Annotated in this window: 10 protein-coding genes; 1 reads left to right on the top strand and 9 read right to left on the bottom strand. The window is 76.7% G+C overall.

From position 1 onward, the window contains the following. Positions 1-12: 12 nt before the first annotated feature. From TK50_RS20305 to TK50_RS20285, 5 genes are all read right to left on the bottom strand, one after another. Positions 13-1,062, bottom strand: a complete 1,050-nt coding sequence (locus tag TK50_RS20305) for a fatty acid desaturase family protein (protein WP_043965954.1) — start codon at positions 1,060-1,062, stop codon at positions 13-15. A gap of 232 nt (positions 1,063-1,294) precedes the next feature. Then, complete coding sequence (locus tag TK50_RS20300) at positions 1,295-5,071, bottom strand: SCO7613 C-terminal domain-containing membrane protein (protein WP_043965952.1); 3,777 nt, start codon at positions 5,069-5,071, stop codon at positions 1,295-1,297. A gap of 47 nt (positions 5,072-5,118) precedes the next feature. Continuing rightward, the gene (cutA, locus tag TK50_RS20295) at positions 5,119-5,439 is read right to left on the bottom strand and encodes a divalent-cation tolerance protein CutA (RefSeq protein ID WP_043965950.1); all 321 of its coding nucleotides are present in this window, start codon (positions 5,437-5,439) and stop codon (positions 5,119-5,121) included. 9 nt (positions 5,440-5,448) lie between these two features. Next, positions 5,449-6,474, bottom strand: a complete 1,026-nt coding sequence (locus TK50_RS20290; protein WP_043965948.1) for a 1-acyl-sn-glycerol-3-phosphate acyltransferase — start codon at positions 6,472-6,474, stop codon at positions 5,449-5,451. Beyond that, entirely contained in the window at positions 6,474-7,307 is an 834-nt protein-coding gene (locus TK50_RS20285; RefSeq protein WP_043965946.1) for a patatin-like phospholipase family protein, read from the bottom strand. The genes TK50_RS20290 and TK50_RS20285 overlap by 1 nt, the downstream gene beginning before the upstream one ends. Positions 7,308-7,460: 153 nt before the next feature. Here TK50_RS20285 and TK50_RS20280 point away from each other — a divergent pair, with 153 nt between their 5' ends. Beyond that, positions 7,461-9,011 (top strand): serine/threonine-protein kinase, encoded by a 1,551-nt coding sequence (locus TK50_RS20280; RefSeq protein WP_043965944.1) that lies wholly within the window; start codon positions 7,461-7,463, stop codon positions 9,009-9,011. A gap of 22 nt (positions 9,012-9,033) precedes the next feature. Here the strand turns inward: TK50_RS20280 and TK50_RS20275 are convergent, their stop codons facing one another. The 4 genes from TK50_RS20275 to TK50_RS20260 all read right to left on the bottom strand — a co-directional run bounded on the left by TK50_RS20275 (position 9,034) and on the right by TK50_RS20260 (position 14,280). Beyond that, on the bottom strand, positions 9,034-10,092 hold the full coding sequence (locus TK50_RS20275; RefSeq protein WP_082106482.1) for a glycosyltransferase family 4 protein: 1,059 nt from the start codon (positions 10,090-10,092) through the stop codon (positions 9,034-9,036). 308 nt (positions 10,093-10,400) lie between these two features. Then, on the bottom strand, positions 10,401-11,960 hold the full coding sequence (locus tag TK50_RS20270; protein WP_043965942.1) for a trypsin-like peptidase domain-containing protein: 1,560 nt from the start codon (positions 11,958-11,960) through the stop codon (positions 10,401-10,403). Between the two features lie 62 nt (positions 11,961-12,022). Further along, positions 12,023-13,582, bottom strand: coding sequence for a sensor histidine kinase (locus TK50_RS20265; protein ID WP_043965941.1), 1,560 nt, complete (start codon positions 13,580-13,582; stop codon positions 12,023-12,025). After that, positions 13,579-14,280 carry a response regulator transcription factor gene (locus tag TK50_RS20260; protein WP_043966583.1) on the bottom strand — a complete coding sequence of 234 codons (702 nt, stop codon included), beginning with the start codon at positions 14,278-14,280 and terminating at the stop codon, positions 13,579-13,581. Before TK50_RS20260 ends, TK50_RS20265 begins: the two co-directional genes overlap by 4 nt. Positions 14,281-14,323: the final 43 nt, after the last annotated feature.

The raw sequence follows: 14,323 nt of genomic DNA, 5'->3' as shown, positions 1-14,323 counted from the left end.
CCCGCGTCCCGCTCAGCCCCGCAGCGGGCGGCCCACCTCGTGCAGGTGGGCCAGCGCCTGCCGGTACGACTCGACCAGCCCGGTCTCGACGTACGGCACCCCGTGCTCGGCGCAGTACGCCCGCACGATCGGCCGAGCCCGGCGCAGGTTGCCCCGGGGCATGTTCGGGAACAGGTGGTGCTCGATCTGGTAGTTGAGCCCGCCCAGCGCGACGTCGACGAACCAGCCGCCCCGCACGTTGCGCGAGGTGAGCACCTGCTTGCGCAGGAAGTCGAGGTCCTCGTCGGCCGTCGGCATCGGCATGCCCTTGTGGTTCGGGGCGAACGCGCACCCCATGTAGAGCCCCCACAGTCCCTGGTGCACGGCGATGAAGGCCAGCGCCTTCCCCGGCGACAGCACCGCGAACAGCAGGCCGAGGTAGCCGGCCGCGTGCAGTGCGAGCAGCAGCCCCTCGACGGCCCGGTGCCGCATCGGCGTGGCGTACCGGCCGTCGGGGGTGCGCCCGAGCAGCGCCCGCACGCTCGCCACGTGCAGGGCCAGCCCCTCCAGCAGCAGCATCGGGAAGAACAGCCACGCCTGCCGCCGGGCCAGCCGCCGCCCGATCCCCCGGGTCGCGGCGGCCTGCTCGTACGACCAGACCAGCGCCCCGGCCCCGACGTCCGGGTCCTCGTCGTGGTGGTTGGGATTGGCGTGGTGCCGGTTGTGCTTGTCGACCCACCAGCCGTAGCTGAGCCCGACGGCCAGGTTGCCGGCGAGCAGCCCGGCCGCCTCGCTCGCCGCGCGGCGGCGGAACATCTGCCGGTGGCCGGCGTCGTGCCCGAGGAACGCCACCTGGGTGGTGGCCACGGCCAGGCCGGCCGCCACCAGCAGTTGCCACCAGGAGTCGCCGACCAGCGGCACCGCCACCCAGCCGGCCACGAAGGCCGCCAGGGTCAGGGCGATCCGGACGGCGTACCCGGCGGGCCGACGGTCGAGCAGGCCCGCCCCGCTGATCCTGCGGGAAAGTTGTGCGAAATCGCTGCCCCGTCGGGCTGGCGGGTCCGCTGTCGCTGCAAGCACCATCTGAGCTCCCCGCATCTCGGCACCCGGGCCACGCCGGACGGCGTGCCCTGATGTCGAGTCTCGCGGCAACAGTAGCTCTGGGTAACCCGGGCAGCACCAGCTTCCCAGGTGGGGTTTGCCCTACCCCGGGCGCGGGCCGGCACGGGCGGACCCAACGGCCCCACCAGCCCCGCCCGGTCGGCCCGTCAGCCCCACGACCCCACCCCGTCACTCGTTCCCGCCGACCCCACCGTCAGCTCATCCGTCCCACCGCCGCCCGGAACCGGGCCAGGTCGCGGCGGCGTCGCTCGTACGTCGCGGCCAGGCCGATCAGCGCCAACCCGCCGACCGCGAGGAAGATCCACCGGGGCAGCAGGTCCCAGCCGCGGGCCAGCTCGTGCAGCGCGAGCAGGACGAGGGTGACCCCGCCCAGCAGCACCGGGGCCTGCCAGCGGCGGGCCGCGCCGGCCAGCACCACGGCCAGCGCGCCGGCCCCGAGCAGCAGCCGCCGCCAGGGCTGCGGGTCGGGCGCGAAGAGCACCGACACCCCGCTGGGCAGCAGCGCGGCGACCAGCCCCGGCCCGAGCGCGAGCCAACTGTTCAGGCCCGGCCGGGTGCGCAGGGCCACCGCGCCCGCGGCCAGGGCCAGGCCCGCCGCCGGCAGGGTGTACGCCTCCAGCAGCACCACCCCGCCCGCGATCAGCAGCAGCCACGCGCCGAGCAGCTCGCTGCCCCCGGCGACGCCCGCGAACGCCCAACGCCACCCGACCGGCTCGCCCCGGCGCAGCAGCCGCAGCCCCACGGCGGCCCCCCAGAGCACGCAGACCGCGGCGGCGTACCGGGGTGACCCGGCGGCCAGCAGCACCGCCAGCAGGGCCACCGCCTGGGCGGCCACGTCGAGCACCCGGCCCCGGATCGGGTCGACGCCGGACGGGAGGGCGGCGGCGGCCAGGGCCAGCACCGCCACCGCCAGCACGGCGAAGGAGGCCGTACGCAGCGGCAGGCTCGCCGCCAGCGCGGCGGTGACCGCGAACCCGGTCGCCGACCCGACCGCCGTCAGGGCGGCGGCCAGCCGGGCCGCGCCCGTCCGGCCCGCGACGGCGGCCACCACGCCGGCCACCACCAGCGCCCCGAGGCCGGCGAGGGTGCCGGCCCGGGTGGCGAGCAGCCCGCCCAGCCCGGTCACGGTGGCCACCAGCCCCACCGGCACGGTGACCGCGACGAGCAGCGGCCGGGGCCGGGCCAGGGCGGCGGCCAGCAGGGCGGCCACCCCGGTCGCCAGCAGCACCGCCGGCACCACCGGCCACGGCGTGCCGGCGGCGGCGAGCAGCACCGGCAGCGCCGCCGCGGCGAACGGCAGCGCGGACAGCGCCGCGTCGGCGAACCCCGCCGCCCGGGGCGGCTGCCCGCCGGACGACGTGGGCAGCCCCGCCCCGGGCGGGAAGCCGTCCTCCCCGCCGACCGGAGTCGCAGAACGCCCCGGGCCGGGCGTGCGGCCCGCCAGCGCGGCGGCCAGGGTCAGCACGAGCAGGGCCACGCCGGCCGGGGTGGCCCCCGGGACCGGGCCGCCGGTGGGCGCGCCGGACCACGGCGCGGCCACCTCCCCGTACGGGGCGACGAGCACCCGCGCGAGCACCCCGGCGGCGGCGAACAGCGCCACCGCGAGCAGGCCGAGGCCGCTGACCAGCGGCGCTCCCGTCGGCCGGGTGCCCGGCCCGGCGAGCACGGTCAGCAGGACCACCACCGCGGCGTAGAGCGCCACCGGCTCGTCGACCCGTACGGCCAGGGGAGCCAGCGCCACCAGCGCGGACCCGGCGGCGAAGGCGACGGAGGCGTACCCGGTCAGCTCGGGCCACCGGCGGCGGACGGCGACCAGCGCGACCAGCGGCAGCCCGACGGCGGCGAGGGCGGCCCGTGCCTGCCACCAGGGCGGCACCGCGGCGGCGAAGAGCGCGACGGTGACCGTCGCCGGCACCGCCAGCAGCGCGGCGGCCAGGGCGGCCCCCGCGACGCCCCGCCGGACGCCGCCGGCCCGCCGGCCCAGGGCGGCGACGGCCAGCCCGAGCGGGACGACCGCGCCGAGCAGCGCCGCCTCCCCGGCCGGGTAGGCCAGGCCGACCAGGAGCGCGTGCCCGACCAGCGCCGCACCGGCGACCGCCGCCGCCAGCACGCCCCACCAGGGCCGGGCCCGGGTGACGGCGAACAGCAGCAGCCCCGCGCCGACGACCAGGCCGGCGGCCGGCACCGCCGGCCACGGCAGCGGCCCGACGCCCGACACCCCGAGGGTGGCGAACGCGACCGCGACCACCCCGATCACCGGCCAGGCCACCCGGGGCAGCAGCGCCGCCAGGGCGACCGCCGCCAGCGCCACGGCCACCGGCACCTGCCACCCCCAGGGCAGGTGCGGACCCGGGCCGACACCCGACCAGGGCGGCAGCACCCGACCCACCGCGACCGCGCCGAGCAGCACGGCGAGCAGCGCGCCGACCTGCGCCGCCCCGGCGGCGACCACCAGGGCACCGGCCCTCGGCCCGGTGCCGACCCGGCGGGGCAGCGCCCGGACCGCCCCGGCCAGCGCCAGCGCGACGAGCGCCGTGGCCAGCGTCAGCAGTCCGGAGCGCAGCTCCGCCACCGGGCGCAGCAGCGCGAGGCCGAGCACCGGGACCAGCGCCCCGGCCGCGGCGGCGCGGAACAACCGGCCGCCGGCGACCAGCGCCGCGCCGAGCAGGGCCAGGCTGACCATGAGCAGGGGCCCGCCGGCCAGCAGCGGCGACCCGGCGGCCCGGCCCACGGCGAGCGGCACCAGCGCGCAGCCGGCCGCGACGAGGAGCGCGCCGCCGTAGCCGAGCCAGGCCAGCACCCGGCCGGCGGCGGGGGCCGACCCCCCGGCGGCCCCCGCCCCGGCCGGCGCTCCCCCGGCCGGCGCTCCCCCGGCCGGCGCTCCCCCGAGCGGCGCTCCCCCGAGCGGCGCTCCCCCGAGCGGCGCTGCTGGCGGGGCCGGCGACCCCGGCGGGACCGGGGCCAGGGCCGGGCCCCGGTCGCGCAGGGCGGCGACCACGACGAGGTTCAGCGCCGCGACGCCGACGAACACCACCGTCCAGCCGGCGGCCGACGGGTGGGCCGGGCCGGCCAGCAGCGGCAGCACCGGCTGCACGGTGAACAACGCCGCGAACCACGGCACCGTCAGCCGGGTCAGCCGGCCGTAGCCCGCCGCCAGCGCCGCGCTGACCCCCCCGACCAGCGCGGCGTAGCGGGCACCGGGCCAGCCGGCCACCCCGAACAGGTCCACCGACCAGGCGGCGTACCCGTCGAGCACCACCAGCAGCAGCCCCACGGCGGCGAACGTCTCCGCCGTGCCGCGCAGCCCGCGCCGCGCCGCGACCGGCGGGACGGCCAGGGCGAGCGCGGTGAACGCGAGCAGGATCAACGCCCGGCCGGCGACGCCCACCGTGGCCCAGGCGACCGCCGTGAAGACCACCGCCGCCGTGCCCAGCAGCAGGCCGCCGAGCACGAAGAGCAGCCCCTGCACCGTGCGGGTGGAGGTCTCCGCCCCGCCGACCTGCGCCGGCACCGCCCCGACCGGCGCGGACGGCACCGCCCCGACCGGCGCGGGCAGCGCCGGGCCGGGCAGCCGCACGGCCGGACCCGGCGGCTGCGTCTGTTGGCCGGGCACCGGCAGCGCCGGGCCGGACGGCCGCACCTGCTGCCCGGCCGCCGGCACGGGAGCCGGCGCGACGAGGGGCGGCGGGGCGGGAACCGGCCCGGCCGGGCGCGGGGCACCGACCGGGGTCGCCGCCCGGACCCGGGCCGCCAGGTCCGCCCGGCGGACCTGCGCCGACCGCACCGCCTCGACCAGTTCGAGGTACGCCCGCCGGGCCTGCTCCGCCCGCCCGGAGAGCACGACGATCTCCCGGTCGAGCCGGATCACCTCGGCCGCGGTCGGGTCGGGGGCCCGCCCGCAGCGCCGGCAGCCGACGCTCAGGTCGGCCGGGGCACCGCACGCCGGGCAGGGGTAGCCACTCGTGTCCACCCGGCCATCATGGTGCCCTGGTCAAGCCCCACCCAGAGTGCGCGTACTCAGGGCCGGGTCTGCTCGTGCACCCAGACCGTGTAGTCGGGGTTGCCGCTGTCGACCCGGGTCACCAGCACCTCCGGAACTTCGTACGGATGGCTGAGGCGGATGTGGTCGACCAACGCCGGAACCCGGTCCGGGGCGGTCTTGAACAGCACCGACCACTCGGTGGTCGTCTCCACCGCGGACCGCCACCAGTAGGTGCTGTCCACCTGGCCGCCCACCTGCGCGCAGGCGGCCAGCCGACCGGCGACCGCGGCCGCCGCGAGCACGTCCGCGACCGAGCGGCTGTCCACCACGGTCGTCACCACGCTGATCTGCTCCACCAGCGCACCCTACGCGCCGTCGACGCCCCCGTCGTGGTGCGCCGCGATCCATTCGTCGATGCGTGACCACCAGTCGAACAGCCAGTCGATGCGCTCCTGCCGGCCGGCGGGGATCTCCTCCGGGGGCACCGACCAGAACCGCATGATGATCCGCTTGTCCATCGGCAGTTCCCGCCACACGTCGGCGACGGTGAGCATCCGGTCGAGGCCGGTGTGCGCCACGAAGATCACCCCGGCGTCGGGGGCGGCGTCCAGCGCGGCGAGCAGCCCGCCCGGCTGCGGGGCGAGCACGTGCCGCATCCGTTCCGCCCGCAGCGCCATCCGCTCCAGGCCGCGCGACCGCAGCCGGGCGATGGCGCGCAGCCGGCGACGCGGGGTGAAGTTGCCCCCCTCGGGGAAGATCACGAAGGCGTCGTCGTCGTCCAGGCCGGTCGCCAGGTGGCCGATCTGCTCGGTCACCGACCCCCGACGGTCGGCCGCCGGGGCGAGGAACCGGTTGGGCAGCCGGTTGAGCAGCACGTCGATCGCCGGGTCCCACTGGAGGCTCTCCTTGAGCACGATCCGGGGCTCCCGGTGGAACCAGTTGACCAGCGCGTGGATCAGGATGAACGAGTCGCCCGGCCCGGCGTGCCGGCAGAGCACCAGCTCCGGGCGGCCGGGCAGCGCCGTGTCGGGGTCGGTGCCGACCACGTCGATGCGCAGCCGCAGCGTCCACCGGGCCTGCCAGAAGAACACCTGGAGAAAGTGGCCGGCGAGCACGTAGTGGGCCCGCTGGAACGGCGGCGTCCGCTTCCACACCCCGAAGCCGGAGGCCAGCCAGAGCGCGAACAGGGCCAGCAGCGCCGCCGCGTCCCAGACCAGGTAGAGGCAGCCGATCCAGAGCAGGCGCAGCGGTCGCAGCCGGCCGGGGACCAGCGGGGACAGCGCCAGGGCGGCGAACGCCCAGACCGGCAGCGTGGTCACCACGGCCACGGCGAGCAGCACCACACCGGGCGCCAGCAGCAGCCGGCGGACCCATCGGGGCGGCAGCGGCATCAGCGGTCCAGGTGGGTCGCCAGGTAGCGGCGGGAGGCCGTGTACGCGCGGCTGATCCGCCGCCCCACCGCCGCCATGTCCCGGTAGGCCCACGGGCTGTCCTCGCGCGGGCCCGGCCCCCCGGTGGGCAGCACGTGCACCCGCACCCCGTCGGGCAGCGCCGCCATCTCCCGGGAGAACCGGTGCCGGCGGGCGATCTCGAACGCGACCTGGGCGATCTCCCAGGGCCGTCGGGGCGGCGTCAGCTCCCGCTCGATGCGGCCCACCTGGAGTACGAAGATCTCCCGCGCCCCGGCCTCGACCGCCGCGCCGATCGGGATGGAGTTGACGATCCCGCCGTCGATGAAGTGCTGCCCGTCGATCTCGGTCGGCGGCAGCAGCCCCGGCACCGAGGCGGAGGCGAGCACCGCCGGCACCAGCGGGCCGGCGTCGAACCAGTGCTCGGCGGCCCGCTCGATGTGCGCCGCGCAGCAGCGGAACGGCACCCGCAGGTCGGCGAAGGTGGTCTCCTCACCCAGCTCGGCCTCCAGCAGCCGGCGCAGCGGCCGGGGCGAGTGCAGGTGGGTGCGGGCGGCGAAGCGGCGCAGCTGCCGGGCGACGGAGTCGCCGTACACCTCGCTGGCCTCGGGGGACGCCCAGAGCCGGACCAGCCGGTCGGTGACCGCCTCGGTCGGGTCGGCCGCGACGAGCGCGCCGTTGACCGCGCCGATCGAGGTGCCGAGCACCAGGTCGGGGCGGACGTCGGCGCGGAACAGGGCGCGCAGCATGCCCACCTCGACCGCGCCGAGGACTCCCCCGCCGCCGAGCACGAACGCCACCGGACCGCTGACCATGCCGTTCATCCTGGCACGCGTGGTCACGCCCGCCGTCCGGTGCCCGGGCGCGGCCGTCCAGGCGTCGGTCGGGTGAGACCGGACGGGCGTTGACATGCCGGACACATTCGCGCAACCTGATACCGCCCCGACCTCAGGCAGGTGCGATCCGTCATGGCAACACTGCACGCCGGCAGGCTGCTGGCCCGCAGGTACCGACTCATCGACCAGATCGGCGCAGGTGGCATGTCGGTCATCTGGCGGGCCCGCGACGAGGTTCTCGACCGTACGGTCGCCCTGAAGGTGCTCGCCCCCTCGCTCGCGGCGGACGCCCGGTTCCGCGACATGGTCCGCGAGGAGGCCCGCTCCGCCGCGCAGCTCGTCCACCCGCACGTGACGGCGGTGCACGACTACGGCGAGACGCTCGCCCCGGACGGCAGCATCACCTCGTTCGTGGTGATGGAGCTGCTCGCCGGGGAGGAGCTGGAATACCGGCTGACCGAGGGCCCGCTGCCCTGGCCGGAGGCGGTGGAGATCGGCGCCCAGGTGGCGGAGGCGCTCGCCGCCGCGCACCGGCTCGGCATCGTGCACCGGGACATCACACCGGCCAACGTGATGATGACCCCGGTCGGCGCGAAGGTCCTCGACTTCGGCATCGCCACCCACGTCGGCGCCCCGGACGAGGACGAGGACGGCGGCACCTTCGGCACGCCCGCGTACGTCGCGCCGGAGCGGCTGGACGGGGCCCCGGCGCAGCCGGCCACCGACATCTACTCGCTCGGCGTGCTGCTCTACGAGACCCTGACCGGGCAGGTGCCCTACCCGGCGGACACCTGGGAGCAGCTGGGCGCGGCGCTGGAGGGCGGCGACGAACCCCCGCCGCTGGAGGTGCCGGGCCTGCCGTCCGAGGTGGTCCGGATCTGCCTGCGCTGCCTGTCCCGGCAGCCACGGGACCGCCCCACCGCGCACCAGGTGGCCCTCGCGCTGCGCGACCAACTCCTGCCGGCCGACCCGCAGGCCGCCACCATGCTCGCCCCGACGATGACCCTGCCGTCGATCGTCGCCCCGCCGGTCCCGGCCGGTCCGCCCGCCCCGGCACCGCCTCCCCCGCCGGGGGGCGCGCCCGGCGCAGCCCCGGCCCCGCCGCCCGGGGACACGCCCGGCCCCGCGACGCCCCCGCAGCCCGCCGGGTCGCCGGGCCGGTCCCGCCGCCGCTGGGCGGTGCCCGTGGTGGCGGCGGGGGCCGCGGTGGCGGCCGCGGGGGTGCTGCTGTGGCCCAGGCTCGACGAGCAGCCCGACCCGCCGCCCCGCGCCCTGCCGACCGAGTCGCCGGCCGGGGAGTCGTTGGGAGCGGCGCCGACCCGGTCGCCGAGCGCGCCGCCGACCACGACCCGGCCGCCCGCCCGGCCCCGGGCCACCCCCTCGGCCGCGGCGACGACCACGCCGCCCGCCCCGTCCGGCGGCAGCGTGACCGAGATGGCCACCGAGATCCGGCAGCTCATCGACACGGGAGTGGCCGACGGCGGGATCCGGGTCGACGTCGGCACCGACATCCGCAACCTGCTCGGCCACGCCGTCGAGGCCAACAGCGCGGGCGACCTGGCCGCCGCGGTGCAGCGGGCCCGCGACAAGGTCGCCGAACGGCAGCGCGAGGGCAGCATCACCCCCGCGTACGCCCGCCAGCTCGACACCGCGTTCCAGCGGCTCGGGGCGGCCCGGCTGTGACCGGCCCCCGCCGGGGCGGGGGTCAGCGGGCCGGCACAGGAATCGGCCGGCCCGGCGGGGCGGGCGCGAGCCCGTGCAGGAAGTCGCGGTAGACCGCCTCGTAGCCCTGCGCCATGCGGGTCGTGGAGAAGTTCTCCGCGACGTGCGCCACGCAGTCGGCCGGGTCCAGCCGGTCGGCCTCCCGCAGCGCACCGGGCAGGTCGTCGGGGCGGTCGCAGACCAGCCCGGTGATGCCGGGGCGGACCAGCTCCGGCACGGCCCCCCGGCGCAGCGCCACCACCGGCGTGCCCGTCGCCATCGCCTCCAGGATGACCATCCCGAACGGCTCCTCCCACTGGATCGGCATGATCAGGCAGCGGGCGTCGACGAGCATCCGCAGCGCGGCCTCCCGGTCGGCGTTGAACACCACGGTCACGTCGTCGTCGAGCATCGGCTCCACCACCTGCTCGTAGTAGCGACGCTCGGCGGGCTCGTTGCACTTGCCGGCGAGGACCAGCGGCAGGCCCGCCGCCCGGCAGGCCCCGATCGCCACGTCCGGGCCCTTGTCGGGGCTGAACCGGGCCAGCCAGAGCACCGGGCCACGCCCCGGCGCGGTCTTGTGCGGCACGTCGGCGACGTCGAGCGCGTTGTGCACGGTGCCGACCCACGGCAGCCCCGGGTTCAGCCGCCGCTGGGTGTGCGAGATGGCGACCAGGCCGACCCCCCGGTCGGTGTCGCTGAGCACGGTGCCGTACTCGCCGACCGGGTTGCCGTGCACGGTGGCCACCGTGGGCACCGCCCGGCGGCCGGCGACCAGCGGACCGATCGTGGTGTGGTCGTGCACGACGTCGAAGTCGGCCGGGGAGACGAGGTGGCCGACGTGCGCCAGGTGGGCCAGTTCGGGCAGGGACTCGCCGAGCCGGTCGTACTGGAGGTCGTCGCAGGTGGCGACGTAGCCGGCCCGGGTGCCGTGCCGCCGGCCCGCCCCGAAGACGGTCACCGCGTGCCCCCGGTCGACCAGCGCGTCCACCAGGCCGGCGACGACCTGCTCCAGGCCGCCGTAGCCGGGTGGCGGCACGGTCAGCCACGGCGGGACCACCATGGCGATCCGCAGCGGCCGTTCCTCCGAGCGGTCGAGCGGCAGGTGGTTCACGGCCACGAGTCCTCCCCGGTGGTCCCAGTGCGCGTGATCTGCGGCGCTTTCCCGGCCCCGGTCGGGCCAAACGGCACGGGCCCGGCACCGGCGGGGCCGGACGCCCGGGGGGTGAGCGCGGCTCACCCGGTCCGGGTGAACGGCATGCGCTCGCGACGGCTCCGGGGGCCGGGAAGGGGGAAGGGCGGCGGGTGACGAAGCCAACCCCCTTGGCTCCGCCACCCACCGCCCTTCGCGAGGAGGCAGGTCTGTTGTCGTTACGACGTCTCGGCGAGCGTCACGGTTGCCGTCGCCGCCGATCCGTTTCGCTGGTACTGCACCTCGACCCGGTCGCCGACCTTGCGGGCCTGGACGGCGCCCACCAGGTCGTCGGAGTCGTTGATCACGGTGTCGCCGAACTTGGTGATCACGTCGCCCCGCTGGAGGCCGGACTTCTCGGCGGCGCTGCCGGGGGTGACGGACGCGACCACCGCGCCGCCGTTCTCGGCCGGGCTCACGCTCACCCCGAGCGAGGGGTGGCTGACCTTCTCGCCGCGCTGGAGCTTGCCGGCCACGTCCTTGGCCTTGTTGCTCGGGATGGCGAACCCGACGCCGATGTTGCCGGTGCTCTGCCCGGAGGTGGCGATGGCGGTGTTGATGCCGATCACCTCGCCCCGCGTGTTGACCAGCGCGCCGCCGGAGTTGCCCGGGTTGATCGGGGCGTCGGTCTGGAGCAGCCCGGCGATCGAGCTGACCCCCTGGCGCGGGTCCTGCTGCTGACCCTCGCCGGCCTGGATGGTGCGGTCCCGGGCGCTGATGATGCCCGAGGTGACCGAACCCTGCAGGCCCAGCGGGCTGCCCAGGGCGAGCACCTGGTCGCCGACCTGCATCGCGTCGCTGTCGCCGAACGTGGCGGCCTTCAGCCCGCTGACACCGCCGGCCTTCACCACGGCCAGGTCGGTCTTCGGGTCGGTGCCGACGATCTCGGCGTCGGCGGACTTGCCGTCGGCGAAGACCACCTTGACGGTCTTGCCCGAGGCGGAGGCGACCACGTGGTTGTTGGTCAGCACGTAGCCGTCCTCGGAGAGGATGACCCCGGAGCCCTCGCCGCTACCGGTGCTGATCGAGACCACGCTGTCCTGCACGGACGCGGCGATCTTCGGCAGGTCGGCGCTGTTGAGCACCGGCGCGGCCGAGTAGGTGCGGGTGATCCCGCCCGAATTGCCGTCGACGGCGAGCGCGAGCGCGCCACCGGCCACGCCGGAGCCGAGCATCAGCGCGAACACCGCCACCCCGGCGCCGGCCAGCTTGGCGACGCGGCTCGGCTTCGGGGCCTGCGCCCACGCCGGCACCGGCTGGCCGGGGTGCTGGGGCGGCACCGGGCCGCCCGGGTACGCGGGACCACCGGCGTGCGGGGCGTACCCGGGGGCCGCCGGACCGTGCTGGCCCCCCGCGGCCCAGCCGGAGTGCTGCCCGGCGGAGTGCTGCCCGGCGTGCTGGGGCTGCCAGGGGCTGTTCGGGTACGGCCCGGCCGGCTGCGGCTGCCCCGACACCGGGTACGGCGACGCGGACGGGGTGGCCGGGCCGGCGTACGGCTGCGGGCCGGAACCCGGGGCGACGGGCCCGGAGACGGGGGCGGCGGGGGTGTGCTGCCCGGCGGCCGGCGCGGCGGGGCCGGGGTAGGTGGGGTGGGCGGCGGGCGCGGCCGGAGCGGCGGGCTCGACGGCCGGGGAGTCGGACTGCCCGGTCTCGATGCGGGACAGCTCGGCGGTGGGGTGCGACGGCTCGGCGTCGGAGGGCGCCGGTCGCCGCTGCGGGTCGGTCTCGTACTCGGTCATGTATCCACCTTCTCCCATGCCACTGCGACCAGCCTGGAACCCGCCTGGAAGTTCCCTGAAAGTCACTCGCCCGGGTCGTCCCCGCTGTCGGGAAGCAGGGGCACCCGGACCCGGAAGGTCGCTCCCCCGCCCGGCGTCTCGCCGACCTCGACGGTGCCGTGGTGCGCGGCGACCAGCGCCGCCACGATGGCCAGCCCCAGGCCGGTGCTGGTCATCCCGCCGGCCCGCCGGGTGCGGGCGGCGTCGGCCCGGTAGAACCGCTCGAACACCCGCTCCGCCTGCTCCGGGGAGAGCCCCGGGCCGGTGTCGGCCACCTCCACCACCGCCAGGTTCCCCGACTCGGTACGCAGCCGCAGGGTCACCGAGGCGTCCGGTGGGGTGTGGGTGAGCGCGTTCGTCATCAGGTTGCCGATCACCTGCCGCAGCCGGGCGTCGTCGCCGAGCACCACCAGCGGCCCGGAGCCCGGCTCGATCTCCAGCTCGATGCGCCGGTCCGGGGCCACCACCCGGGCGGCCTGCACGGCGTCGCCGGCCAGCAACGGCAGCTCCACCGGGCCGAGCGCGAGGGGCCGTTCCCGGTCCAGCCGGGCGAGCAGCAGCAGGTCCTCCACCAGCAGCCCCATCCGGGCGGCCTCGTCCTCGATGCGGCGCAGCAGGCCGGCGGTCTCCTCCGGGGCCCGCGCCGCGCCCTGCCGGTACAGCTCGGCGAAACCCCGGATGGTGGTCAGCGGGGTGCGCAGCTCGTGCGAGGCGTCCGCGACGAACTGCCGCATCCGCTCCTCCGAGCGGCGGGCCCGCGCCTCGGACGCCTGCGCGGCGGCGGCCGCGTCCCGCGCGCCGGCCTCGGCCGACCGGGCGGCGATCTCCGAGGCCGCGCGGGCGGTGAAGGCGGCCTCGATCTGGGCCAGCATCGTGTTCAGCGCCCGGGACAGCCGTCCCAGCTCCGAGGTCGGGCAGGGCTCGCCCTCCTCCGGGTCGGGCACCCGCCGGGTCAGGTCGCCGCCGGCGATGGCGGCGGCGGTGCGCTCGATCTCCACCAGCGGCTTGAGGCTGGTCCGCACGATCGCCGCGCCGATCGACGCGAGCAGGATCAGCACCGCCCCGCCGACCAGCAGGTCTATCCAGACCAGCCGCTTGACCGCCAGGTCGACGTCGGTGAGGTTCTGCGCGATGGCCACCATCTGCCCGTTCGGCAGCTCGGCGTAGATGATCCGCCAGCGCACCCCGCTGTCACGGGCCGGAACCGTCCGCGGCTTGCCGACCTTGGCCGCGAAGCCGGCCGCGTCGCTCGGCCAGGACGGCAGGTCCTCGATGCGGAACCGGCCCCGGTCGTACTCGGTGACCGACACCGCCCCGGAACGCCGGTCAGTGGCCACCACCAGGTAGTCGGTGGGCACGACCGACCGCGTGGGCTGGGCCGTGATCAGGGTGGTCTCGATGTTGTCCACCGAGGCGTTCAGCTCGACGTCGACCTGGGCGACCAGGTAGTTGCGCAGGAAATAGGTGGTCAGCGAGCTGATCACCAGCAGGGCCGCGGCGACCAGCGTCAGCACCGCCGCCACCAGCTTCACCCGCAGCGGTACGCTCCGCAGCCGCCCCTTCGCCAGCGCGACGGCGTTCACGCCGCCGGCTTGCGCAGCACGTATCCCACTCCGCGCAGGGTGTGGATCAGCCGGGGCTGGGTGTTGTCGACCTTGCGCCGCAGGTAGGAGATGTAGGACTCGACGATGTTGTCGTCGCCCCGGAAGTCGTAGTTCCAGACGTGGTCGAGGATCTGCGCCTTGGACAGCACCCGGTTGGCGTTGAGCATCAGATAGCGCAGCAGCTTGAACTCGGTGGGCGAGAGCTGCACGCGCTGCCCGGCCCGGTGCACCTCGTGGGTCTCCTCGTCCAGCTCCAGGTCGGCGAAGGTGAGGCGGGACGGCGTCTGGTCGCCGCTGGCCGTGCGGCGCAGCACGGCGCGGATGCGGGCCGTGAGCTCCTCCAGGCTGAACGGCTTGGTGACGTAGTCGTCGCCGCCCAGGGTCAGCCCGCGGATCTTGTCGTCGGTCGCGTCCCGGGCCGTCAGGAAGACCACCGGGGTGCGGGTGCCGCCCTCGCGGAGCATCCGGATGACCTCGAAGCCGTCGAGGTCGGGGAGCATCACGTCGAGGACCACCAGGTCGGGGCGGTGGTCCTTCGCGGCGTGCAGCGCGGCGCTCCCGCTGGTCGCGGTGGCCACGTCGAAGCCGGCGAAGCGGAGGCTCGCGGAGAGCAGTTCGAGGATGTTGGGATCGTCCTCGACGACGAGCAGTCGCGCCTCGGTCTGGGTAGCGGCCATGCCGACCATCATCCGTGACCTCGCTGCGTCGGCGCTGGGCGGT

The sequence above is a fragment of the Micromonospora haikouensis genome (assembly GCF_000876225.1).
GTDB classification, from domain to species: domain Bacteria; phylum Actinomycetota; class Actinomycetes; order Mycobacteriales; family Micromonosporaceae; genus Micromonospora; species Micromonospora haikouensis.
Note: the sequence above shows the minus strand (reverse complement) of the source record. Positions and strands in the feature narration are given on the sequence as shown.